The organism is Bacillus swezeyi (assembly GCF_030908325.1).
GTDB classification, from domain to species: Bacteria; Bacillota; Bacilli; order Bacillales; family Bacillaceae; genus Bacillus; species Bacillus swezeyi.
The window spans coordinates 105,415-129,825 of sequence record NZ_CP133085.1 but is presented as its reverse complement, the minus strand read 5'-3'; the positions used below and the strand labels follow the sequence as shown (position 1 = coordinate 129,825).

The 24,411-nt window shown below is 44.2% G+C and carries 25 protein-coding genes, 1 rRNA gene and 2 other annotated features; all 26 genes read right to left on the bottom strand.

Features of this window, described 5'->3' with window-relative positions; all coding sequences use genetic code 11:
* Position 1: 1 nt before the first annotated feature.
* The 26 genes from rpoB to rrf all read right to left on the bottom strand — a co-directional run bounded on the left by rpoB (position 2) and on the right by rrf (position 24,386).
* Positions 2–3,583, bottom strand: a complete 3,582-nt coding sequence (rpoB, locus tag RBH91_RS00700; RefSeq protein ID WP_307893100.1) for a DNA-directed RNA polymerase subunit beta — start codon at positions 3,581–3,583, stop codon at positions 2–4.
* 250 nt (positions 3,584–3,833) lie between these two features.
* Positions 3,834–4,439: a class I SAM-dependent methyltransferase gene (locus tag RBH91_RS00695; protein ID WP_076762593.1), complete on the bottom strand. Its 606-nt coding sequence runs from the start codon at positions 4,437–4,439 to the stop codon at positions 3,834–3,836.
* Between the two features lie 139 nt (positions 4,440–4,578).
* Entirely contained in the window at positions 4,579–4,950 is a 372-nt protein-coding gene (gene rplL, locus RBH91_RS00690) for a 50S ribosomal protein L7/L12 (protein ID WP_076762594.1), read from the bottom strand.
* A gap of 43 nt (positions 4,951–4,993) precedes the next feature.
* Complete coding sequence (rplJ, locus tag RBH91_RS00685) at positions 4,994–5,494, bottom strand: 50S ribosomal protein L10 (RefSeq protein ID WP_307893099.1); 501 nt, start codon at positions 5,492–5,494, stop codon at positions 4,994–4,996.
* 69 nt (positions 5,495–5,563) lie between these two features.
* Positions 5,564–5,705, bottom strand: a sequence feature (ribosomal protein L10 leader region).
* A gap of 47 nt (positions 5,706–5,752) precedes the next feature.
* Positions 5,753–6,451 carry a 50S ribosomal protein L1 gene (rplA, locus tag RBH91_RS00680; protein WP_076762596.1) on the bottom strand — a complete coding sequence of 233 codons (699 nt, stop codon included), beginning with the start codon at positions 6,449–6,451 and terminating at the stop codon, positions 5,753–5,755.
* A 102-nt stretch (positions 6,452–6,553) separates the two neighbouring features.
* Positions 6,554–6,979, bottom strand: a complete 426-nt coding sequence (gene rplK, locus RBH91_RS00675) for a 50S ribosomal protein L11 (protein WP_003178300.1) — start codon at positions 6,977–6,979, stop codon at positions 6,554–6,556.
* A gap of 169 nt (positions 6,980–7,148) precedes the next feature.
* Positions 7,149–7,682 (bottom strand): transcription termination/antitermination protein NusG, encoded by a 534-nt coding sequence (gene nusG, locus RBH91_RS00670; protein ID WP_076762597.1) that lies wholly within the window; start codon positions 7,680–7,682, stop codon positions 7,149–7,151.
* A 166-nt stretch (positions 7,683–7,848) separates the two neighbouring features.
* Positions 7,849–8,019: a preprotein translocase subunit SecE gene (gene secE, locus RBH91_RS00665; protein ID WP_076762598.1), complete on the bottom strand. Its 171-nt coding sequence runs from the start codon at positions 8,017–8,019 to the stop codon at positions 7,849–7,851.
* A gap of 34 nt (positions 8,020–8,053) precedes the next feature.
* Complete coding sequence (rpmG, locus tag RBH91_RS00660; protein WP_006640304.1) at positions 8,054–8,203, bottom strand: 50S ribosomal protein L33; 150 nt, start codon at positions 8,201–8,203, stop codon at positions 8,054–8,056.
* 82 nt (positions 8,204–8,285) lie between these two features.
* The gene (gene sigH / locus RBH91_RS00655) at positions 8,286–8,957 is read right to left on the bottom strand and encodes an RNA polymerase sporulation sigma factor SigH (RefSeq protein WP_026586080.1); all 672 of its coding nucleotides are present in this window, start codon (positions 8,955–8,957) and stop codon (positions 8,286–8,288) included.
* Positions 8,958–9,020: 63 nt separating this feature from the next.
* Complete coding sequence (gene rae1, locus RBH91_RS00650) at positions 9,021–9,533, bottom strand: ribosome-dependent mRNA decay endonuclease Rae1/YacP (protein ID WP_076762599.1); 513 nt, start codon at positions 9,531–9,533, stop codon at positions 9,021–9,023.
* Between the two features lie 6 nt (positions 9,534–9,539).
* The gene (rlmB, locus tag RBH91_RS00645) at positions 9,540–10,289 is read right to left on the bottom strand and encodes a 23S rRNA (guanosine(2251)-2'-O)-methyltransferase RlmB (protein ID WP_307893096.1); all 750 of its coding nucleotides are present in this window, start codon (positions 10,287–10,289) and stop codon (positions 9,540–9,542) included.
* Positions 10,286–10,702, bottom strand: a complete 417-nt coding sequence (locus tag RBH91_RS00640) for a Mini-ribonuclease 3 (RefSeq protein WP_076762601.1) — start codon at positions 10,700–10,702, stop codon at positions 10,286–10,288. The genes rlmB and RBH91_RS00640 overlap by 4 nt, the downstream gene beginning before the upstream one ends.
* 2 nt (positions 10,703–10,704) lie before the next feature.
* Positions 10,705–12,108, bottom strand: coding sequence for a cysteine--tRNA ligase (gene cysS / locus RBH91_RS00635; protein WP_307893095.1), 1,404 nt, complete (start codon positions 12,106–12,108; stop codon positions 10,705–10,707).
* Positions 12,105–12,755, bottom strand: a complete 651-nt coding sequence (gene cysE / locus RBH91_RS00630; RefSeq protein ID WP_076762603.1) for a serine O-acetyltransferase — start codon at positions 12,753–12,755, stop codon at positions 12,105–12,107. Before cysE ends, cysS begins: the two co-directional genes overlap by 4 nt.
* Positions 12,756–12,831: 76 nt before the next feature.
* Positions 12,832–13,062: a binding site (T-box leader), on the bottom strand.
* Positions 13,063–14,520: a glutamate--tRNA ligase gene (gene gltX, locus RBH91_RS00625; protein WP_307893094.1), complete on the bottom strand. Its 1,458-nt coding sequence runs from the start codon at positions 14,518–14,520 to the stop codon at positions 13,063–13,065.
* 79 nt (positions 14,521–14,599) lie between these two features.
* Positions 14,600–15,076, bottom strand: a complete 477-nt coding sequence (gene ispF / locus RBH91_RS00620; protein WP_076762606.1) for a 2-C-methyl-D-erythritol 2,4-cyclodiphosphate synthase — start codon at positions 15,074–15,076, stop codon at positions 14,600–14,602.
* Positions 15,069–15,764: a 2-C-methyl-D-erythritol 4-phosphate cytidylyltransferase gene (gene ispD / locus RBH91_RS00615; RefSeq protein WP_076762607.1), complete on the bottom strand. Its 696-nt coding sequence runs from the start codon at positions 15,762–15,764 to the stop codon at positions 15,069–15,071. The genes ispF and ispD overlap by 8 nt, the downstream gene beginning before the upstream one ends.
* A 15-nt stretch (positions 15,765–15,779) precedes the next feature.
* Positions 15,780–16,868: a PIN/TRAM domain-containing protein gene (locus RBH91_RS00610; RefSeq protein WP_307893092.1), complete on the bottom strand. Its 1,089-nt coding sequence runs from the start codon at positions 16,866–16,868 to the stop codon at positions 15,780–15,782.
* A gap of 127 nt (positions 16,869–16,995) precedes the next feature.
* Positions 16,996–18,072 (bottom strand): DNA integrity scanning diadenylate cyclase DisA, encoded by a 1,077-nt coding sequence (gene disA / locus RBH91_RS00605; RefSeq protein WP_076762609.1) that lies wholly within the window; start codon positions 18,070–18,072, stop codon positions 16,996–16,998.
* Between the two features lie 3 nt (positions 18,073–18,075).
* Positions 18,076–19,455, bottom strand: a complete 1,380-nt coding sequence (radA, locus tag RBH91_RS00600) for a DNA repair protein RadA (RefSeq protein WP_076762610.1) — start codon at positions 19,453–19,455, stop codon at positions 18,076–18,078.
* Positions 19,456–19,532: 77 nt separating this feature from the next.
* Complete coding sequence (gene clpC / locus RBH91_RS00595; RefSeq protein ID WP_076762611.1) at positions 19,533–21,962, bottom strand: ATP-dependent protease ATP-binding subunit ClpC; 2,430 nt, start codon at positions 21,960–21,962, stop codon at positions 19,533–19,535.
* Entirely contained in the window at positions 21,959–23,050 is a 1,092-nt protein-coding gene (locus RBH91_RS00590; protein WP_307893090.1) for a protein-arginine kinase McsB, read from the bottom strand. Before RBH91_RS00590 ends, clpC begins: the two co-directional genes overlap by 4 nt.
* Positions 23,050–23,607 carry a protein-arginine kinase activator protein McsA gene (locus RBH91_RS00585; RefSeq protein ID WP_076762613.1) on the bottom strand — a complete coding sequence of 186 codons (558 nt, stop codon included), beginning with the start codon at positions 23,605–23,607 and terminating at the stop codon, positions 23,050–23,052. Before RBH91_RS00585 ends, RBH91_RS00590 begins: the two co-directional genes overlap by 1 nt.
* A 14-nt stretch (positions 23,608–23,621) precedes the next feature.
* Positions 23,622–24,086: a CtsR family transcriptional regulator gene (locus tag RBH91_RS00580; RefSeq protein ID WP_076762614.1), complete on the bottom strand. Its 465-nt coding sequence runs from the start codon at positions 24,084–24,086 to the stop codon at positions 23,622–23,624.
* 184 nt (positions 24,087–24,270) lie between these two features.
* A 5S ribosomal RNA gene (gene rrf, locus RBH91_RS00575) occupies positions 24,271–24,386 on the bottom strand.
* Positions 24,387–24,411 lie beyond the last annotated feature (25 nt).

Below are 24,411 nucleotides of genomic sequence, written 5' to 3'. Positions count from 1 at the left end.
TTTAGTCTTTTGTCACGACATCTCGTTCTATATCAGTAGAAACAAACTCTTCGGTTTCTTCTTCATTTGACAGAGAAAGACCTTCGTTTTGTTTCGTATCTTCATCGTCTTCCAGGTCTCTCATTTCAATTTCTTCTTCATCGCTTGACAGAATTTTAACGTCCATACCCAAGCTTTGAAGTTCTTTGATTAATACTTTGAACGATTCAGGAACACCTGGTTCTGGAACGTTGTCGCCTTTTACGATGGCTTCGTAAGTTTTCACACGACCCACGACATCATCGGATTTTACAGTAAGAATTTCTTGAAGCGTGTATGCCGCACCGTAAGCTTCAAGCGCCCACACTTCCATCTCACCAAAGCGCTGTCCTCCGAACTGTGCTTTACCTCCGAGAGGCTGCTGGGTAACGAGTGAATAAGGACCTGTTGAACGGGCATGCAGTTTGTCGTCAACCATGTGGGCCAGTTTGATCATATACATGATTCCCACGGAAACCCGGTTATCAAATGGTTCTCCAGTACGGCCGTCATACAGAACGGTTTTCGCATCTCTTGACATGCCGGCTTCTTCGAGTGTTTCCCACACGTCTTCTTCACGGGCACCGTCAAATACCGGTGACGCGACATGCAGACCAAGGCGGCGTGCAGCCATACCAAGGTGAAGCTCCAATACCTGCCCGATGTTCATACGGGATGGAACGCCAAGCGGGTTTAACATGATGTCAATCGGTGTTCCGTCAGGCAGATACGGCATATCTTCTTCAGGAAGAATCTTCGAAATAACACCTTTGTTACCGTGGCGTCCGGCCATTTTGTCCCCTTCAGAGATTTTACGTTTCTGAACGATATACACACGGACAAGCTGGTTCACGCCAGGAGGCAGTTCATCGCCGTCTTCGCGGTTGAAGACTTTCACGTCAAGGATAATACCTCCGCCGCCGTGCGGTACACGGAGAGACGTATCGCGGACTTCGCGCGCTTTTTCACCGAAGATAGCATGAAGCAGGCGTTCTTCTGCTGTAAGCTCGGTAACACCTTTTGGCGTTACTTTTCCGACGAGAAGGTCTCCGTCTTTTACTTCAGCACCGACACGGATAATTCCGCGTTCATCCAGATTGCGGAGCGCATCCTCACCAACGTTCGGAATATCGCGTGTGATCTCTTCAGGTCCGAGTTTAGTATCCCGGGCTTCTGATTCGTATTCTTCAATATGGATAGACGTATAAACGTCGTCTTTTACAAGGCGTTCGCTCATGATGATGGCATCCTCATAGTTGTAGCCATCCCATGTCATAAAGCCGACCATGACGTTGCGTCCAAGGGCGAGCTCGCCTTTTTCCATAGATGGGCCGTCAGCTAAAATTTCACCTTTTACAACCTCGTCTCCGACGCTTACGATCGGACGCTGGTTATAGCAAGTTCCTTGGTTGGAACGAATAAACTTCAGCAGGCTGTATTTATCAAGGTTTCCTTTTACTTTTTGGCCGTCGATTTCTTCATAGCGGCGCACCCATACATTCTTCGCTTCCACCCGTTCCACGATTCCCGGATAGCGGCAGATGACGGCTGCACCGGAATCTTTCGCAGATACATATTCCATTCCTGTTCCGACAACCGGCGACTCAGGCTGCATCAACGGCACAGCCTGACGCTGCATGTTCGCTCCCATCAGGGCGCGGTTCGAGTCATCGTTTTCCAAGAAAGGAATACATGCAGTTGCGGCAGAAACAACTTGCTTAGGCGAAACGTCCATGTAATCGACTCGATCTTTAGGAACAACAGTGTTCTCCCCTCTGAAGCGGGCGACAATGCTGTCGTCTACAAATGAGCCGTCATCATTAAGGCGTGCGTTCGCTTGTGCAACAACATAGTTGTCTTCTTCATCAGCTGTCAAATAGTCGATTCTCGGCGTTACTTTTCCTGTCTCAGGATCAACACGGCGGTACGGTGTTTCAATAAAACCGAAACGGTTAACCTTCGCGAATGAAGAAAGCGAGTTGATCAATCCGATGTTCGGGCCCTCAGGCGTTTCGATCGGACACATCCGGCCGTAGTGGGAGTAGTGAACATCACGCACTTCCATTCCGGCGCGCTCACGGGTCAAACCGCCAGGTCCAAGCGCTGATAGACGACGCTTGTGCGTCAGCTCAGCGAGCGGATTCGTCTGATCCATGAACTGAGAAAGCTGTGAGCTTCCGAAAAACTCTTTAATTGAAGCGATGACTGGGCGAATATTAATCAGCTGCTGCGGTGTGATCGTGTTTGTATCCTGAATAGACATTCTTTCACGAACAACGCGCTCCATTCGGCTTAAACCGATGCGGAACTGGTTCTGCAGAAGCTCTCCTACTGAACGAAGACGGCGGTTTCCTAGATGATCGATATCATCTGTATCGCCTACTCCGTGAAGCAGATTAAAGAAATAGCTGATCGAAGAGATAATATCAGAAGGTGTAATATTTTTAACGCCTTCCTCGATAAAAGCATTTCCAATCACATTGATTGTCTGCTCGCCTTCTTGATCAGTAGGTGAGTAGATTTTGATAGATTGAAGTGTCACTTCATCTTCGACTACTCCGCCATTTGGATAAAGCTTTTTAAATCCGATTCCGCTTTCCAAGTATGGCAGCACTTTATCAAGTGTTCTTCTGTCCAAAATCGCGCCTTTTTCGGCAAGGATTTCCCCTGTTTCAGGATCGACAAGCGTTTCGGCAAGCCGCTGATTGAAAAGACGGTTTTTGATATGAAGCTTTTTATTAATTTTATAACGTCCTACACTTGCAAGATCATATCTTTTCGGATCGAAGAATCTTGAATCAAGCAAGCTTTTTGCGTTTTCTACTGTAGGCGGTTCTCCAGGACGAAGACGCTCGTAGATTTCAAGAAGCGCTTTATCGGTGTTTTCAGTGTTATCTTTATCAAGCGTATTGCGCAAATACTCATTTTCACCGACAAGATCAATGATCTCTTGATCAGATCCGAAGCCAAGAGCACGCAAAAGAACCGTAACCGGCAACTTACGTGTGCGATCAATGCGTACATACACAACATCTTTCGCATCAGTTTCGTATTCTAACCATGCGCCACGGTTTGGAATGACAGTCGCGGTAAAACCTCTTTTACCGTTTTTGTCTACTTTACCACTAAAATATACACTTGGAGAACGAACGAGCTGAGATACGATGACCCGTTCTGCACCGTTGATAATAAAGGTTCCAGTGTCTGTCATGATAGGGAAATCCCCCATAAAGACATCCTGATCCTTTACCTCGCCGGTCTCTTTGTTGATTAAGCGAACTTTAACCCGCAGCGGAGCTGAGTAGGTTACATCACGTTCTTTTGATTCTTCTACCGGATACTTAGGATCACCCAAGCTGTAATCAATAAATTCCAGAGAGAGGTTACCAGTGAAATCCTCAATTGGCGATATGTCTTGAAACATCTCTCTAAGACCCTCATCAAGAAACCACTGATAAGAAGAGGTTTGAATTTCAATGAGATTTGGTAATTCTAACACTTCGCTAATGCGTGCATAGCTTCTGCGCTGGCGGTGTCGTCCATACTGAACTAGTTGACCTGTCAACTGATTCACCCCTCAAATCATGCGTAATATATGTGTAACAAGCATTTCTTCCTCAAAATATGTAAGAAATACTTTTACAAGACAAAAGAAAAAAGGGTTTCTTATTAGAAAACCACATCCAAAAACAAAATACCGATTTTATTAGTCTTCCCAAAAATGTATATTTTATACAAACCAAGGCGTTTCTTAAAAATGTCAGCAAAATATATACATTGGCATTTTATAATATTAACATAGCTGAAAATCCGAGTCAAACTTTTTTTGCTTTGATGATATAGTACCCTTTCTTTTTTTGAACGACTTCTACGTTCGCAAAAAGTTCTTTTAATTTATCAATGGCAGAAGGCCCGCCTTGTTTTTTCTGAATGACGACCCATAAGTCGCCTGAAGGCCGCAAATATTCAGCGCTTTTTTCAAAAATGGCGTGTACAGTTTTTTTCCCGGCTCGTATGGGGGGATTTGTAATAATGGAAGCGAATTTTTTTGCAGGTTCGACGTTTGAAAACAGATCGCTTTGGTATACCTCAACATTTTCGATCTGATTATTTAACGCGTTTTCCTTCGAAAGTTCGACAGCTCTTTCATTGACATCAACCATGTGAACCATTCGATCTTCGAAATCCGCAGCAAGCGAAAGACCAATCGGGCCATAGCCGCAGCCTACATCCAAAAAATCACCTTCTGCATCAGGTTCACGGAAAGCTTCAATCAGCAGTCTTGAACCAAAATCAACCTCTTTTTTTGAAAAGACCCCGCTGTCGCTGATAAAAGTAAACGTCCGGTTTCTTAAACGAAATGTCCACGTTTTTCTGCTGCTTTTTGCTGAAGGTTTTTCCGAATAATAATGGTCAGTCATCACAGAACCTCCTCAGTTGGTGAACTCTCCAGATATCTTGAAACAAGATGGCTTTTCTTATGCGGAAGGGACTACAATTAATTAGCAAAGAAAAAGCTCGCTTTTAAAAGCGAGCTTTCCCCTAAAGATTAGGTGAAGATTACTTAACTTCTACAGAAGCGCCAACTTCTTCAAGTTTAGCTTTAAGCTCTTCAGCTTCTTCTTTCGCAATACCTTCTTTAAGAGGTTTTGGAGTGTTGTCAACAAGTTCTTTAGCTTCTTTCAAGCCAAGACCAGTGATTTCACGAACAACTTTGATGACTTTGATTTTTTGATCTCCTGCACCAGCAAGAACAAGATCAAATTCTGTTTGTTCTTCAGCAGCACCGCCGCCAGCAGCTCCGCCAGCTACAGCTACAGGAGCAGCAGCAGTTACGCCAAATTCTTCTTCAATTGCTTTTACTAAGTCGTTCAATTCAAGTACAGTTGCTTCTTTAACGGAAGCAATGATTTCTTCGATATTTAAAGCCATTTGTAATTCCTCCATTTTGTTTATTTTTTAAATACTGATTACATTAAGCGCCTTGTTCTTCCTTTTGTTCTGCAACAGCTTTAGTTGCAAGAGCAAGGTTGCGAACTGGAGCTTGAAGTACGCTAAGCAACATAGAAAGCAAGCCATCGCGGGATGGAAGTTCAGCAAGAGCTTTCACTTCTTCAACAGTAGAAACTGTGCCTTCGATAACACCGGCTTTGATTTCAAGCGCTTCGTGCTTTTTAGCAAACTCGTTAAGAACTTTAGCTGGAGCAACAACATCTTCAGTACTGAATGCAATTGCATTCGGTCCAGTTAAGAAATCGTTTAAACCATCAAGTTCAGCTTGTTCAACCGCACGGCGAGTCATTGTGTTTTTATAAACTTTGAACTCAACGTTAGCTTCGCGAAGCTGTTTGCGAAGTTCTGTTACTTCAGATACGTTAAGGCCGCGATAGTCAACGATGATCGTTGATTTACTTTCTTTCAGTTTAGAAGCAATCTCTTCAACAACAACTTTTTTTGTTTCAATTGCGCTGCTCATGGTTACACCTCCTGTAAGATTCATCTGTGTAACACTTATACCGTTTGGTGATCACGTTCTTGAACGACGGGGTCCATATAAAAAGCCTCCATTCGACATGGAGGCTGTATATACAAGCATACGTAACGTAAGAGCTGTGATATATATACACCTCGGTAGGAAATTAAGCCTTGGGGACACCTACTGTCTACGGTATAAATGACATATTTTATTATACAACGTTTTGAATTATATCAGAACGTATAATAAGAGTCAATATTATTTTACGTTGAAAGTTGATGGGTCCACTTTGATTCCAGGTCCCATTGTAGATGTAACAGATACGTTTTTCACGTATACGCCTTTAGCGGCAGCAGGTTTTGCTTTCAAAATTGTGTCATACATTGTTGCAAAGTTTTCAACAAGTTTGCCTTCTTCGAATGACACTTTTCCGATTGGAACATGGATGTTCCCTGCTTTATCAACGCGGTATTCAACTTTACCGGCTTTGATTTCTTTTACTGCTTTTTCAACTTCGAATGTAACTGTTCCTGTTTTAGGGTTTGGCATTAGACCTTTTGGTCCAAGCACGCGTCCGATCTTACCGACTTCACCCATCATGTCAGGAGTCGCAACGATGACATCAAAGTCAAACCAGCCCTGCTGAATTTTGTTGATGTAATCAACATCGCCTACGTAGTCTGCACCAGCAGCTTCTGCTTCTTTCGCTTTCTCTCCTTTAGCGAAAACAAGGACGCGCTGAGTTTTGCCTGTTCCGTTTGGAAGAACAACTGCACCGCGGATTTGCTGGTCGTTTTTACGAGGGTCAACACCTAAACGAAATGCCGCTTCAACAGTAGCATCGAATTTAGCTGTGTTTGTTTTCTTCACAAGCTCAATCGCTTCATTTACATCGTAAGCTTTTGTACGCTCTACAAGCTTGGTAGCTTCGACGTATTTTTTACCTTTTTTAGCCATTTGAAAATTTCCTCCTTAGTGGTTTTAGCGGAATAACCTCCCACGAATAAGGGTTGCGAACTTGTCTGATCCAAACTCGCAACCCATCAAAGAAACAAAAAATTAGTCTTCGATCACAATACCCATACTGCGGGCAGTTCCTTCAACCATACGCATAGCCGCTTCAACATCTGCCGCATTTAAGTCAGGCATTTTTGTTTCGGCGATTTCACGTACTTTATCGCGTTTAACGGTTGCGACTTTATTACGGTTAGGCTCACCAGAACCTGACTCAATCCCAGCCGCTTTTTTAAGCAATACAGCAGCAGGCGGAGTTTTTGTAATAAATGTAAATGAACGGTCTTCGTAAACCGAAATTTCTACAGGAATAATAAGACCAGCCTGGTCAGATGTACGAGCGTTAAACTCCTTACAGAATCCCATGATGTTAACACCGGCTTGACCTAATGCAGGTCCAACTGGCGGAGCTGGATTCGCTTTCCCAGCAGGAATTTGCAATTTTACAACTTTAACTACTTTTTTAGCCACGAGACACACCTCCTTAAGTCCGTGATGTGGTAATAGGGTGAACCCTCCCACTCAAGGTCTCATTCTTTATATGAATGATGAAAATATCAAGCTAGCTGCCTTAGCCATTTTGCCAAGACGCACCTTTGTATATTACCACTTTTATATAGTGATTTCAAGCGCTTTTCCATTACAATTTGTCAACTTGAGTAAATTCGAGTTCAACCGGGGTCTCTCTTCCGAACATGTTAACAAATACTTTGACCTTATTTTTGTCATGGTCGATTTCCTCAATCGTCCCTGTGAAATCAGCGAATGGACCGTCAATGACCTTAACGGTTTCTTTCAGTTCAAAGTCAATTTCTGTTTTACGTTCTTCAAGACCCATCCGTTTCAGAATTCTTTCTGCTTCGCCCGGAAGCAAAGCCGTCGGTTTTGAACCAGATCCCGCTGAACCGACAAAACCTGTCACACCCGGCGTATTCCGAACAACATACCAGGAATCGTCCGTCATGACCAGTTCCACAAGAACATAGCCTGGGAATACCTTCTTTTTGACAACCTTTTTCTTGCCGTTTTTAAAATCTGTCTCTTCTTCCTCAGGCACAACGACGCGGAAAATCTTATCCTGCATCCCCATCGATTCAACCCGTTTTTCCAAATTCGCCTTTACCTTATTTTCGTAGCCGGAGTACGTGTGAACAACATACCATTTCTTTTCCATTCTCATTCAGGACTCTTTAAGTCCTTCCCTCCCCACACCTTAAAAGTTTATTGGAAATTGACACTTCTTTTATACGAGCCTCATATTTCGAAACAATGAAAAAACCCGTAAAACGGGTTTTTTGGCAAGTCATATTTAGATCTATTATAACACGTTATGCTGATCATTATTCAACTATTAAACGAATTAATTGCGTAATACCCGAATCGATTAGTGCAAAAAAGATGGCGAAAAAGATAACAGTGGTGATGACAGTGATCGTATAGCGCGTTAAGTCTTTTCCTTTAGGCCATGTGACCTTTTTCATTTCTTTTCCGACATTCTTCAAGAATTTCATAATATAAGAAACCTCCACAACCCAAAAACAAAACCTATTTTGTTTCCAGATGTACTGTATGTGAATTGCAGTTATTGCAGTATTTCTTTACTTCGAGCCGTTCAGCCAAAGCTGCGGAGCTTTTCATTGTCGTATAATTACGGTTCCCGCAATTTTTACAGGCCAACGTTATTTTTTTCTTCATGTTTACACCTTTTTCTGGACTATCATTTCTTAAGTAACATATCACAGTCCTAAAATTACTGTCAATATGCCATAAGCAGCTGCTACAGGCTGATTTCGCGGAGCTCCAGGTACTTTTCCAGCTTTCTTTTGACACGCTGGAGCGCATTATCGATTGATTTTACATGGCGGTTTAATTCTTCAGATATTTCCTGATAGGATCTTCCGTCGAGATAGAGCGCAAGAACTTTTCTTTCCAAATCGCTGAGCAATTCTCCCATTTTCAGCTCGATATCATCGAATTCTTCCTGATTGATGATCAGCTCTTCAGGATTCATGACCTTGGCTCCTGAAATCACGTCGAGAAGCGTCCGATCTGACTCCTCGTCATAAATGGGCTTGTCCAGCGACACATAAGAATTGAGCGGAATATGTTTCTGGCGAGTAGCTGTTTTTATAGCGGTAATAATCTGGCGGGTAATGCATAATTCTGCAAAAGCTTTAAATGAAGTCAGCTTGTCCTCTCTAAAATCGCGGATAGATTTGTAGAGTCCAATCATGCCTTCCTGAACGATGTCCTCCCGATCAGCCCCAATCAGAAAGTAGGATCTTGCTTTTGCCCTTACAAAATTACGGTATTTTGTAATCAAATAATCTAACGCATCACTGTCTCCGACATGAACCATTTCAATGACCTGCTCGTCTTCCAACTGGCAAAACTGTTCTTTGCTGAACTGCTCTTTGCTGAATTTTCCCTGGTTGTTTTGTAAGTTCACTCCGATCCCCCCGACCGCACGTAGATAGAAATATTATACAGTAATGGACAAAAAAGCGTCAACCTAATCCAAATCGCCCCGCCGCCATTTTTCAAATATCTTCAGGACATCTTCTGATAAAGGAATTTTCCCGGCAGGACGTTCTGAGGTGATTTTTTTCACCCTCTTTTCGATTTTCCTTTCAATCGCTTCAACTTCCCTGAGCAGCTCCCTGGCCGACTTGCGCAGCGCTCCCTGCCCAAAGATTGCCCACTGCTCAGTATAATCGGATGTGGCAACATGGATCTGTGTTTGAATATTATTTAAATCTGACGCAAGCTTCTCAATCCGTTCGTCGGCCGTTTCATTTTCCCTTGTGAATATCACCTCTACGCGATGATTGATTCTTTTTTTCTCAATCCCTTTGACAAGATGTGCATCAAAAACAACTATGACACGAAAACCGGTATACGATTGATATTCCGCCATTTTTTGAATCAAAAGGTCCCTTGCTTCTTCAAAGCTGTTTGCTTTTAGGTCTTTCAGCTGAGGCCATGCCCCAATCATGTTATAACCGTCGACTAGCAGGATATCCATCCTTTTCTATTCCCCTAAAGGGCTTCGCTTCCGGTACACTTCATACATCAGCAGACCGGCTGCGACAGAGGCGTTCAGTGATGTGACTTTTCCAGCCATCGGCAGACGGATGAGAAAGTCGCATTTTTCTTTAACCAGCCTTCCCATACCTTTTCCTTCGCTTCCGATGATCAGCGCAAGAGGCATGTTTCCGTCCAGCGACCTGTAGTCCTGCTGCCCCGATGCATCTGTGCCGACGACCCAGATGCCCCGCTCTTTCATTTCTTCCAATGTCCGCGATAGATTCGTCACTTTTACCACCGGAATATGTTCAATCGCACCTGTCGAGGCTTTGGCGACAGTCGTCGTAAGGCCGACGGCACGCCTTTTTGGAATGATGATGCCGTGGGCGCCGACCGCGTCAGCCGTCCTCATGATCGATCCTAGGTTATGCGGATCTTCGATTTCATCTAGCACGAGAATAAACGGCTGTTCATTTTTGTCTTCGGCCTTTTGAAACAGGTCGTCCAGTTCGGCATACTCGTAAGCCGCCACTTGGGCGACGACACCTTGATGCTGGCCAGTGACCATTTGATCGAGTTTTTTTCTCGGGACATAATGAATCGTGATGCCTTTTTTGACTGCGAGATCAATGACTTGCTGAGCCTGTCCCTTTACTGTGTTTTCCGCCATCCAAAGCTTATACAGTTCACGGCCGGATTTTAACGTTTCAATGACCGCGTTTTTTCCTATGACGTAATCATGCTGCTGGCTCATTTGATTTCCTCCCTGCCGTCCCGTTTTTCCAACGCTTTTTTGATGAGCTCATCAAGCCTCGCTTCCTTGTTCTCAAGAAAAAGATACCCAATAACGGCTTCAAAAGCTGTGCTGTAACGGTACGTTTGGACATCCGTGTTTTTAGGCACCGTTCCGGATTTTGCATTCCGCCCTCTTCTTAGCACAGCCTTCTCTTCTTCGGTAAAAAATCCCTGCTCCTCAAGGGCAAACAGCATGTTTGCCTGTGATTTTGCTGAGACATAGCGGCTCGACTGCTTGTGCAGATCATTGGGCTTGGTCATGCCTTTCTTTAACAGGTGATGCCTGACGTATATTTCCAAAACGGCATCACCCATATAAGCAAGCGCCAAACCATTTAATTGTTTGGCGTCTTTTATGGTTTCTAAATTCATCTTTATGATTCTCCTCTTTTCCAGCGTGTCCCCTGAGGAGTATCCTCCAAGATGATGTTCATGCTTTTCAGCTGATCGCGAATTTGGTCAGATGTAGCAAAGTCCCTGTTTCTGCGAGCTTCATTTCTCTTTTCGATAAGCTCCTCGACTTCCTGATCCAAAAGCTCTTGCTCCTTCAGTGAGAAGCCGAGCACAGAGCAAATCTCATCAAACAGCTGAAGGAATGCTTGAATCACATGTTCAGCGGTGTTCTTTTCCTGCAGATAGTAGTTGGCGTGTTTAGCCAGATCAAACAAGACGGAGATCGCATTCGCTGTATTGAAGTCATCATCCATTGCCGTTTCGAAGGCTTTTCGCTGCCCGTCGATTTTTTCGAGCCACTCGGAATCGCCCTCTGTTAAATTTGTACTGCTTTTCAGCCGATGCTGCAAATTGCTATAAGCGGTTTTTAAGCGGCCAAAAGCGTTTTTTGTGTTCTCCAGAAGCTCAACCGAATAATTGATCGGATGTCTGTAATGAACGGACAGCATGAAAAACCGCAGCACTTGGGGATCATGCTCTTTAATAATGTCATGCACAAGCACAAAATTGCCGAGTGATTTTGACATTTTTTCATTATCAATATTAATATAGCCGTTATGAAGCCAATACTTCGCAAAAGGCTTTCCTGTTAAGGCTTCTGATTGAGCAATTTCGTTTTCGTGGTGAGGGAAGGTTAAATCCTGGCCGCCCGCATGAATGTCGATTGAATCGCCCAAATATTTTCTCGCCATTGCAGAGCACTCAATGTGCCAGCCCGGGCGCCCTTTGCCCCAAGGGCTATCCCAAGAGATTTCGTTATCTTTGGCCGCTTTCCATAATGCGAAATCCAGAGCGTCATCTTTTTTCTCGCCTACTTGTATCCGCGCGCCTGTTCTCAACTCGTCGATCGATTGATGCGATAGTTTTCCATAGCCTTCAAACGACCTTGTTTTGTAATAAACATCACCGTCCGCTTCATAAGCATAGTCCTTTTCAATCAGCGTCCGGATAAAGTCGATGATATCGTCCATGTTTTCAGTGACGCGCGGATGGCAGTCCGCTTTTGTGCAGCCAAGTGAACCGACATCCTCGAAATATGCATTGATAAAGCGTTCGGCAATGACAGGCACCTCTTCACCAAGCTCGTTAGCCGCTTTAATCAATTTGTCGTCCACATCTGTAAAATTGGAGACGTAGTGAACGTCATAGCCTTTATACTCCAAATATTTTCTGACCGTATCATACACGATAGCCGGCCTTGCATTTCCGATATGAATGTAATTATATACGGTCGGACCGCATACATACATTTTAACCTTTCCTTCTTCAAGAGGCACAAACGGCTCTTTTTTTCGTGTGAGTGTATTATACAGTGTAAGTGTCACAGCTCATCTTCCCTTTCTTTTCTCTGGAGCTCTTGTTTCAGCTGCCTGATTTCATTTTCCAATTCTTTAAAGCGGTCAGCCACCGGATCCGGCAAATCCTGATGATTCAGGTCGCGCCTGATTTTCTTGCCGTTTTGCACAACGACGCGTCCCGGGATGCCAACAACGGTGGAGCATTCAGGCACATCGTGAAGGACGACGGAGCCTGCGCCGATCTTCGACCCTTTTCCGATCGTAATGGAGCCAAGCACTTTGGCTCCCGTTGATATCAGCGAATCATCCTCGATTGTGGGATGCCTTTTTCCTTTTTCTTTGCCTGTTCCCCCGAGCGTTACTCCCTGAAAAACCGTGACATTGTTTCCGATCTCACAGGTTTCGCCGATCACGACCCCCATCCCGTGGTCAATGAAAAACCTTCTGCCGATCTTTGCACCCGGATGAATTTCGATTCCTGTAAAGAAGCGGGCGATTTGAGAGATTGATCTGGCCATGAAAAATCTTTTTCTTTTATATAAAGCATGTGCAATTCGATGAGCCCATATAGCATGCAAACCCGAATATGTTAATATGACTTCGATATAGCTCCTCGCAGCCGGATCTTGGTCAAAAACGACATCTACATCTTCTTTCAACATTTTAAAGAACACATGATTCCCCCCGTTCCCCGCTTCCTTCTGTCTCTCATCTTTTTATCAAACCATATAAAAAACGCCTCTGTCTGATGACAGAGACGCTTTTTGACGCGCGGTTCCACTCTGTTTAGAAAACGGCACAGCTGTTTCCTCAACTTTGATCCATAACGGCGGATACCGCCTTTGAATACTTGTCATCAAACGTTCTTCAAAGGTCTCAAGAGGCGCATTTCTAAAGCCGGGCACTTAAGTCTTTTCCAGCCGATGAAGACTCTCTCTTTAAAGGCCATAGCTTTATACTTTTCCCTGTCAACGATTTATCTTATTGATTAATGTTATTCAGCCGTTTCAAAACGGTGTCTTTTCCTAATAGCTCAATGGACTGAGGCAGCTCAGGCCCATGGGACTGACCGGTTGTCGCCACGCGGATCGGCATAAACAGCTTTTTCCCTTTATGCCCCGTTTCCTTTTGGACGGCTTTGATCGACGCTTTGATCTCGTCTGCCGTGAATTCCTCCAGCTGTTCAAGCTTTTCAGAAAACACCCGCAGCACTTCCGGAACCTGTTCTTCATCTAAAACTGTTCTTGCTTCACGATTATACTGGATTTCCTCTTTAAAGAACAACTCTGTTAACTCGACAATTTCTGCACCGAAGCTTAGCTGCTCCTGATAAAGTGAAATCAGCTTGCGAACCCACTCTTTTTCGCTTCCGGAAAGTTCTTTTGATACCTTGCCGGCTTTCTGCAAATGAGGAACAGTCAGTTCGATGACCTGATCAAGGTCAAGCTTTTTCACATACTGGTTATTAACCCATTTCAGTTTATGCGTGTCAAACACAGCTGGTGATTTTGACAAACGCTTCACATCAAATATTTCAATAAATTGTTCTTTTGTAAACAGCTCTTCTTCTCCTGCCGGGGACCAGCCAAGCAGTGCGATAAAGTTAAAGAGCGCTTCCGGCAAATAGCCAAGCTCCTCATACTGTTCAATAAACTGAATAATGGATTCATCCCGTTTGCTGAGTTTTTTGCGATTTTCGTTGACGATCAGTGTCATGTGTCCAAATGTCGGAACATCCCAGCCAAACGCATTGTATATCATAATCTGCTTCGGCGTGTTTGAAATATGGTCCTCTCCCCGAAGCACATGTGTCATTTTCATTAAATAGTCATCGACAGCTACAGCGAAATTGTAAGTTGGCGTTCCATCTTTTTTCACGATAACAAAATCGCCGATACCGTCCGTTTCAAAAGAAATGTCATCCTTTACGATATCATTGAAGCTGATGACTTCTCCTTGGGGAACTTTGAAGCGGATGCTCGGCTGTCTTCCTTCAGCTTCCAGCTTGTCCTGCTCTTCTTTTGTCAAGCTGCGGCATTTGCCGGAGTAGCGCGGCATTTCTCCGCGGGCCGTCTGTTCTTCCCGTTCTTTCTCAAGCTCTTCTTCTGTACAGTAGCACTTATAAGCGAGGCCTTTGTCAAGAAGCTCATCATAATATGTTTTGTAAATGTCATTTCTTTCGGATTGGCGGTATGGTCCATATTCTCCGCCGACATCCACACTTTCATCCCAGTCGATGCCGAGCCACTTTAAGTAGTTAAGCTGGCTTTGCTCCCCGCCTTCAATGTTGCGCTTTCGGTCTGTATCTTCAATACGGATGATGAATTTCCCGCCTTGGCTCCGGGCAAACAAATAATTAAAGAGTGCAGTTCTTGCATTTCCGATATGTAAATGGCCTGTAGGACTCGGCGCATAACGAACCCGAACTTCGTTTCCCATCTGTCTACTTCCTTTCGTCTCAATCAGAGTTCAAATTTATTCTTATTCTATCATCAAATGAATCGGTCTTCAAAATGAATTATGCCTTTTGGAGCAGAACCGAAGCCTGAGCGGCAATTCCTTCAGCTCTTCCCGTAAACCCGAGCTTTTCTGTCGTGGTCGCTTTTACGTTAATTTGGGAAACCTCCGCTTCCAATCCTTCGGCAATTCTGGCTCTCATGTCTTCAATATATGGGGCCATCTTAGGTTTTTGGGCGATGATTGTACAATCAAGATTTCCAAGTGTATAGCCTTTTTCTTTCACAAGCAACCAGACGTGGCGAAGGAGCTTGAATGAATCGGCATCTTTGAATTCCGGATCGGTATCGGGAAAATGCTTTCCAATATCGCCTTCGCCAATTGCACCGAGACAAGCATCCGCAATCGTATGTAAAAGCACATCAGCATCTGAATGTCCGAGAAGGCCTTTCTCATAAGGAATCGTGATCCCTCCTATAATGAGCGGCCTCCCTTCTGCAAGCTGATGAACGTCAAACCCTTGTCCAATTCTAAACATGTTCATTCCTCTTTTCCGCTTCTAATATCGCTTCGGCGACAAGCAGATCATCGGGAGTCGTCAGTTTAATGTTTTGATAATCCCCCTCAACGATCGAAACCTTGCCTCCCGCTTCCTCGACCAGACTGGCATCATCCGTTCCCAAAAAGCCCTTTGCTTCAGCTTCAAGATGAGCGTTCATCAGAATAGAAAGACGAAAAGCTTGTGGGGTTTGCGCGGCCCACAAGCTTGAGCGTTCAATCGTTCCGGCTACCTCATCGTTTTGAACGCGTTTTATCGTGTCTTTAACAGGTACAGCAACGATGGCTGCACCTGTTTGTTTGGCTTTATTAACTAGCTGTTCGATATGTTTCTGTTTAATAAAGGGCCTCGCTCCGTCATGAACAAGGACCATCTCCTCTTGTCCGGCCGCTTTAATGCCTTGAAATACGCTTTGCTGGCGCTCTTTGCCGCCAGGTACGACCTCGATCGGAGTTGTAAAATGGTGTTGTTTTAAATGGGTGCTGAATTCGCTGAACTCTTGTTCATTGATGACGAGAATGATCCTTTTACAGGCATCATGCTCTTCAAACACCTTTAGTGTATGAATAATAACTGGTATTCCTTTTGCCTTGATAAACAGTTTGTTTTTCCCGGCATTCATTCGTTTACCTTGTCCGGCAGCAGGAATAACGACTTCATAATTCATCTGCTTTCTCCCTTTTTAAAGCGCCTTTTCCAGCAGTTTCGGCTTGGCGAATATCATTCTGCCGGCTGCTGTCTGCAGCACACTGGTCACAAGCACGTCGATATGTTTGCCGATATAGTTTCGTCCTTCTTCAACGACAATCATTGTGCCATCGTCCAAATAAGCCACGCCCTGATTATGTTCTTTTCCGTCTTTAATCACCTGTACCTTCATTTCTTCTCCCGGAAGCACGACAGGTTTGACGGCATTGGCAAGGTCGTTTATGTTTAATACGGCTACCTTCTGAAGTTCGCATACTTTGTTCAAGTTGAAATCGTTTGTGACGACGACACCTGAAGTCAGCTTTGCAAGTTTGACGAGTTTGCTGTCAACTTCTTGAATGTCTTCAAAATCGCCTTCGTAAATTTCCACTTTGATATCAAGTTCTTTTTGGATCCGGTTTAAAATATCAAGCCCTCGTCGTCCTCTGTTGCGTTTGAGGACATCGGAAGAGTCGGCGATATGCTGAAGTTCCTCCAGTACAAACTGCGGAATCACGATGACGCCTTCAAGAAAACCGGTCTGACAAATATCAGCAATTCTCCCATCTATAATAACACTTGTATCTAAAATTTTCAGCTTTTTGTCTTCTTCTGTACGCTCTTCTTCAGTCGTGCCTTTTTTCTTTCGGGAAGAGAAAAGGGTGAGCATCTCGTCTTTTTTCTTAAAGCCGACCCGGAATCCGAGGTAGCCCAGGAAAGCTGCAAGCACAATCGGAATCACCGTGCTGATCAGCTGATATGGGAAGTCTTTTAACGGAATAACGTTGACGATAAGATAAGCTAGCATAAGTCCGAAGATTAATCCCAAAGAGCCAAACAACAAGTCTGATACTGGAGCTTTTATTAGAGAATCCTCAATCCGTTTCACCCAGTTAATGACATGATCCGCACACCAGATGCCCAGAAGAAAAAAGATGATAGCTCCCAAACAAGCGGACGCATACGGGTTTGTTACTAAAGGTATGTCCTGTACATTTAACAGTACAAACAATTCCGGTATGAGAAAAATACCGATAACGCCTCCCAAAATCGCAAAGAACGCTTGAACTATTCGTTTTAACATACCTTCACCTCCTTTTATTATGGTTAGATTTTTATAAATGCAGCTGTGTCAATCTGTAAAGGGAAAACAAAAAGTAAGAATAATATACCCATAAATTGCATATTTTAATCGCTTTTAGAAAAATTTCTTACAGCTGCCTGTCAATATAATGTTTTTCTTGAAGTCTTTTTAAACCCTTCTTTATCTTTTGGGCACGAACAGCCCCAATTCCTTCCACTTCATCCAATTCTTTTACATCCGCTTCGATGATGAGCTTTAAATGGCCAAACGCTTCGACAACATTTTCGACAATCGGCATAGGCAGCCGGGGAATTTTGTGAAGCAGTCTGAAGCCTCGAGGAAATACGTATTCCTCCATATTCGTTGAAGCTGAATAACCGAGAAGCTTCAGCAGAATGACATCATCCAGCAATTCAAAGCTCGACATATCTTGAAGCTGTTTCAGCAGGACGAATGGGTCTTTAATTTTTTCTTTGACATAGTCTTTTACAAACAGCGCCGCTTCCTGCTCCATATCTGTGATCAGCTCGCTTACTTGAAGCCTGATAAGGTGGCCTTCCGTTCCGAGCTCTTTAATATACATATTAATTTCATTTTTGATTCGCAGCACCATTTCATATCGATGCATAACGGAAATGACGTCTCCGAATGTGACAAGCTCTTCAAACTCCAAAGCGCTCAAAGTGGCAATCGCGGTGTCCAAAATTAATTTATATTTTTCAAGAGTCTGAATAGCCTGATTGGCTTTTGTCAAAATAAAGCCAATATCCTTAAGAATATATTTCATATTTTCCTGATAGAGCGTAATGACATTCCGCCTTTCAGATATTGCGATGATCAGACAACCGGTCTGCTTGGCCACACGTTCAGCTGTCCTGTGTCTCATCCCTGTTTCTGAAGAGGGAATCGTTGCCTCGGGCATGAGCTGCGTATTGGCATATAAGATCTTTTGTCCTGAATCGCTGAGAATAATTGCGCCGTCCATTTTAGCCAGCTCGTACAAATGGGCCGGAGAAAAAGCAGAGTTAATGTGAAATCCTCCGTCAACCACTTCTTTTACTTTATCGTTAAAGCCGACAACAATTAATCCGCCCGTTTTTGCCCGCAGTACATTTTCAATTCCTTCGCGAAGAGGCGTGCCGGGGGCGACAAACTGCAATATTTCCGAAAGATCCTGTTTCGCTCCTTTTTTTTCTTTTTCCATTTATCATGATCCTCCTAATGAAGCCCGAAGCGCCTCAGCTACATTTTCAACGCCGACGATCTCAATTCCTTTCGGCTTGGTCCAGCCTTCCGCATTCGCAGAAGGAATAATCATTCTCTTAAAGCCAAGCTTTGCGGCTTCCTGAACCCTCTGTTCAATTCTAGATACTCTTCGGACCTCTCCTGTTAAGCCGACCTCTCCGATAAAACAATCTGTCGGATGAGGCGGGGTATCTCTGAAGCTTGAAGCGATGCTGACCGCAACGGCAAGGTCAATTGCCGGTTCATCCAGCTTCACTCCGCCGGCCACTTTTAAATAGGCATCCTGATTTTGAAGAAGAAGCCCCACTCTTTTTTCCAAGACCGCCATGAGCAATGAGACGCGATTATGATCAATTCCCGTTGCCATCCGGCGCGGGTTTCCAAAGCTCGTAGGTGAGATGAGCGCCTGTATTTCGACTAAGACCGGCCTCGTGCCTTCCATTGAAGCGACGACACTTGATCCGGCCGCACCCGCCGAGCGTTCTTCCAGAAAAATTTCTGACGGGTTCAGAACCTCTGTCAGACCTTCTTCCCTCATTTCAAAAATTCCCATCTCATTTGTCGAGCCGAAACGGTTTTTGACGGCTCTCAGAATGCGGAAAGTATGGTGTCTCTCCCCTTCAAAGTAAAGGACGGTGTCGACCATATGTTCCAGCAGTCTCGGCCCTGCAATCGAACCCTCTTTCGTCACATGCCCGACGATAAATATAGGAATTCCTTTTGTTTTGGCCATTCTCATCAGCTCTGCGGTGCATTCCCTGACTTGGGACACACTGCCCGGGGCTGAAGTGATATCGCTTTGATAAACGGTTTGAATCGAGTCAACCACCACAAATGAAGGATTCATCTCTTCTATAGAAGACGTAATATACTCCATATCGGTTTCAGATAAAACGTGAAGAGTTGGACTGTTGATTCCTAATCGGTCCGCCCTCAGCTTTGTTTGTTTAACTGACTCTTCCCCTGATATGTACAAGACATTTTCCTTCGAATCAGCAAGCTGGGCAGACACCTGCAGCAGCAAAGTCGACTTTCCGATGCCGGGGTCGCCGCCGATTAACACAAGCGAACCTTTGACGATGCCATTGCCCAATACGCGGTTAAATTCGCCCGATTTCGTTTGTATCCTCGGCTCTTCCGTCGTTTCAATTGATGTAATAGGGGAAGGCTTCTGCACCGTTTGAACGGAATGCGAAAAAGCGGTTCTTCGGTTGGCGGCCGGTTTCTTAACCGTTTCTTCGACCATCGTGTTCCATGCGCCGCATCCCGGACACTTCCCCATCCACTTGGCAGATTCATAGCCGCATGATTGACAGATAAATTTAGTTTTTGTTTTAGCCATTGGTTTTTCAAAACGCTCCCTTTATAAGAAAGTGAGGCATACTTATGAAACGTATGCCTCTGTCTTTTGTCTCTATATTAATTCGTTTTTGCTTCTGTTTTTACGACAAATTCTCCATTATCTACGTCGAGAACAATGTTCTGCCCTTTATCGATTTGACCTTTCAGAAGTTGCTCAGACAGCCGGTCTTCGACATGTTTTTGGATGGCTCTTCTGAGTGGACGGGCTCCGTACTCAAGGTCCACTCCTTCTTCGGCAATCTTTTCTTTTGCCGCTTCCGTCAGCTCAATTGAAAGATCTTGTTCTTTAAGACGCTTTGTCAATTGTTCTGACATGAGCGAGACGATATCCTTTAAGTGTTTTTTCTCCAAAGAGTGGAAGACGATGATTTCATCAATCCGGTTAATGAATTCTGGTCTGAAAGCGCGTTTTAATTCACCCATGACCTTATCTTTCATATCTTTGTATGTCTGGGTTTCATCCTGCACGTTGAACCCGACGTATTTATTTCTTCTCAGCTCGCTGGCTCCTACATTGGATGTCATGATGAGAATCGTATTTCTAAAGTCTACTGTGCGCCCTTTTGAATCAGTCAAACGTCCGTCTTCAAGCACTTGAAGCAAAATATTGAAGACGTCAGGGTGCGCTTTTTCAATCTCATCGAGCAAGACGACTGAATAAGGTTTTCTTCTCACTTTTTCAGTCAGCTGTCCTCCCTCATCATAGCCGACATATCCCGGAGGTGAACCGACTAGTCTTGATGTTGAATGTTTCTCCATGTACTCTGACATATCAATGCGAATCATCGCTTCTTCATCGCCAAAAATAGATTCGGCAAGCGCGCGGGCAAGCTCTGTTTTACCTACCCCTGTAGGACCAAGGAAAATAAATGACCCGATCGGACGCTTTGGATCTTTCAATCCGGCACGCGCACGTCTGACAGCTTTGGCTACCGCGACAACGGCTTCATCCTGGCCGATTACCCGTGAATGGAGAATGCTCTCCATGTTCAGCAGTTTATCTGTCTCAGTTTGCGCTATTTTTGAAACCGGCACTCCAGTCCAGCTTGATACGACCATCGCGATATCCTCAACCGTTACTTCGGAGTTTTCTTGACCTTGCTTTTCTTTCCATGTTTTCTTTGTTTCTTCCACCTGTTCCCGCAGACGCTGTTCTGTATCACGTAAAGATGCTGCTTTTTCAAATTCCTGGCTTTGGACAGCGGCATCTTTTTCTTTACGCACCTCATCCAATTTTTGTTCAAGCTCTTTTAAATTAGGAGGTGTTGTGAATGAACGCAGGCGAACTTTTGAACCGGCCTCATCGATTAGATCGATCGCTTTGTCAGGCAGGAAACGGTCTGAAATATAGCGGTCTGACAGCTTTACAGCCGCCTCGATCGCTTCATCTGTAATCGATACGCGGTGGTGAGCTTCATAGCGGTCTCTGAGCCCTCTTAAAATTTGAATGCTTTCTTCAGGTGACGGCTGATCGACTTGAATCGGCTGAAAACGCCGTTCAAGGGCAGCATCTTTTTCGATGTATTTACGGTATTCATCAAGGGTTGTAGCACCGATGCATTGCAGCTCGCCCCGTGCCAGTGACGGTTTCAGGATATTGGATGCATCGATAGCGCCTTCTGCTCCGCCGGCTCCGATTAAAGTATGCAGTTCATCGATAAACAGGATGATATTTCCGGCCTGACGGATTTCATCCATCACTTTTTTAAGGCGGTCTTCAAACTCCCCGCGGTATTTTGTGCCTGCGACAACTGTTCCCATATCAAGCGTCATGACACGCTTGTCGCGTAAAATTTCCGGCACTTCATTGTTGATGATCTGCTGGGCCAAACCTTCGGCTATCGCTGTTTTACCGACACCGGGCTCTCCGATTAAAACAGGGTTGTTTTTCGTTCTCCTGCTCAATACTTCAATGACGCGCTGGATCTCTTTGCTTCGTCCGATGACGGGATCGAGGCTGTCTTCTTTGGCAATGGCCGTTAAATCGCGAGCAAGACTGTCTAATGTAGGTGTATTAGCGTTGCTGTTTGCGCCTGAAGTTCCGCCGCTCTCATTGCTGCCCAAAAGCTGCAATACTTGCTGTCTCGCTTTATTTAAGCTGACGCCTAAGTTATTCAGCACTCTTGCCGCTACACCTTCTCCTTCGCGAATTAAGCCCAGGAGGATGTGTTCGGTTCCCACATATGAATGCCCCAGCTTTCTTGCTTCATCCATCGCAAGCTCAGTTACTTTTTTGGCTCTTGGTGTGTAATGAATGGATTGGGACATTTCCTGGCCGCGGCCAATTAGACTTTCAACCTCTTTTTGAATTTTGTCAGGGCTGAGTCCCAACGCCTGCAATGCCTTCGCCGCAATGCCTTCTCCCTCACGAACAAGGCCGAGGAGAATATGTTCAGTTCCAATATTATTATGACCCAGACGCAGAGCCTCTTCTTGAGCAAGCGCCAATACTTTTTGTGCTCTTTCTGTAAATCTTCCAAACATCATATTGATTCATCCTCCTGTCTATTGCCGTTGTTTTCTAGTTTTAACCTCTCCCTGATAAGAGCGGCTCTCCTGACATCCCTCTCGTTTGCCCTTAGTGCACCTCCTGAATATTGCTGCAGAAAGCCGGGCTGAGTTAAGATCATCAGTTCATTAAGTATATTGCTGGAAAGACCTTTTATTATTCCCAGGTCAATTCCCAGACGAACGTCTGAAAGACACCGTGCTGTCTCTTTCGATTCGATCATCCGGCAGTTGGAAAGAACGCCGTAGGATCTGTAGACGCGGTCTTCAAGTTCAATTTGTGAAGTCTGATAAAGCGCCTTTCTTGCTGAACGTTCTTGTTCGACTAGTTGAGCAACGACGCTGTTAAGGTCTTCAACAATGTCATGTTCTGATTTTCCAAGGGTTATTTGATTTGAAATTTGAAAGATATTTCCTAATGCTTCGCTGCCTTCACCGTAAATTCCTCTAACAACAAGCCCTAATTGATTAATTGCCGGTATAATTCGATTGATTTGCCTAGTTAGCACTAGTGCAGGGAGATGCATCATGACAGATGCCCTCAGCCCAGTTCCGACATTTGTAGGGCAACTCGTCAAGTAGCCTCTTTGTTCTGAAAAAGCATAGTCGACCCGCTCTTCAATCCAATCGTCCACTTGGTTTGCCGCTTTTAAAGCTTCAGACAGCTGAAATCCCGGGAAAAGACATTGAATACGTATATGATCTTCCTCATTTAACATAATGCTGACTTCTTCATTTTCAGAAAGAAGGCATGCACCGAAAGAGGCTTCTGTCAAATGCGGGCTGATCAGATGTTTTTCTACAAGCACCCTTTTTTCCAACGGTTGAACCTGCTCCATTTTCACCAGCTCAAACTTCCCGATACCGGGAACCTCATATCCGGTGAATTGTTCTTCAAATAAAGCAATAATAGCTGCTGCTTCTTCATTTGAAAAAAGCGTTGGAAAACGAACTTTCTCAAAATTGCGCGCAAGGCGGATCCGGCTGCTCAACACGATGTCACTCTCAGGGCCTTTTTGCCGCATCCAGTTGCTTAGCGCGTCCTGAATAAAATGCTGCAGTGACATCAGTCTTCTCCCTCCTTCTTGTTTGCATTCAAATTTTGCTCAAGTGACCTGATTTGATCTCTGATATTGGCCGCTTTTTCAAACTCCTCCTGCTGAATCAACTCTTTCAGCTCTTTTTTCAATGTCTCGATTTGTCTTCTCACATGCAGGTTTCCTCCAATTCGCTTCGGAATCTTTCCTGCATGGACGGTATTTCCACTGTGGACTTTACGCAAAACTGGCGTGATGTATGAGTGGAATGTTTTATAGCACTCCGAACATCCAAAACGTCCGGTTTTTCTGAATTCAGAGAATGTCATATCGCACTTTTTGCACCGAAGGACTTGTTCAGGCTGTTTAAAAAGTTGAGCCTCACTGCTGTTTGTAAAAGACGAATCAATATTTAAAAGTCCGGATAACAAGTTGTGGATGGAGAATCCGCCATTTTCATTCATAGAGTATGATTCACTGTTCTCTTTCGCACATTGTTCACAAATATGCATTTCTTTTTTTTCGCCATTTATGACTTTTGTAAAGTGAAAAGTAGCCGGCCTTTTATTACATTCTTGACATATCACGCTTTTCACCCGCTTTACTTAAATTTAAGTGACGTAAGCATGGCCTTCATCATTCTTGCCCTTAACTCATCACGTTCAGGTAAATCGATATATAAAACAGAACGATCCATTACACTGACCATCAATTTTGCTTCACTTTCTGTGATCACGCCATTTTCTAACAGCCGTAAAATGATGTCATCCGAGGCAGCCTGTGAGAGTCTTGTATAGATTTGATTTATAATATTATTGATCAAATCAATTTTGTCGTTCATTTTAATTTTAATGATCCGGATATAGCCTCCACCGCCTCTTTTGCTTTCGACAATATATCCCCGTTCACTTGTAAATCGCGTATTGATGACGTAATTGATCTGGGAAGGGACACATTGAAACTTGTCGGCTATTTCACTCCGTTTAATCTCCAAAATTTCCTTACCGTTCTTTTCTAATACTTGTTTTAAATACTGTTCGATGATATCAGAAATATTTTTCCCCACTCAGCCCCCTCCTTCACTTGACTTTGACTATATTTGACTTTAACTTTACTATAAGTGGTTTTCGTTTTTTTTTCAACTAATTGCTCTTCCATCTTTATTATTTCCACTTTTGACTATCATAAAACCTTTGGATAAATAAATAAAAACAAAAAAGACCAGCTGATATCAGCTGGTCTTCCTAAGCGCTTGGCGGCGTCCTACTCTCACAGGGGGAAACCCCCAACTACCATCGGCGCTGAAGAGCTTAACTTCCGTGTTCGGCATGGGAACGGGTGTGACCTCTTCGCTATCGCCACCAAACCATTGAGAGGTGTTCTCTCAAAAC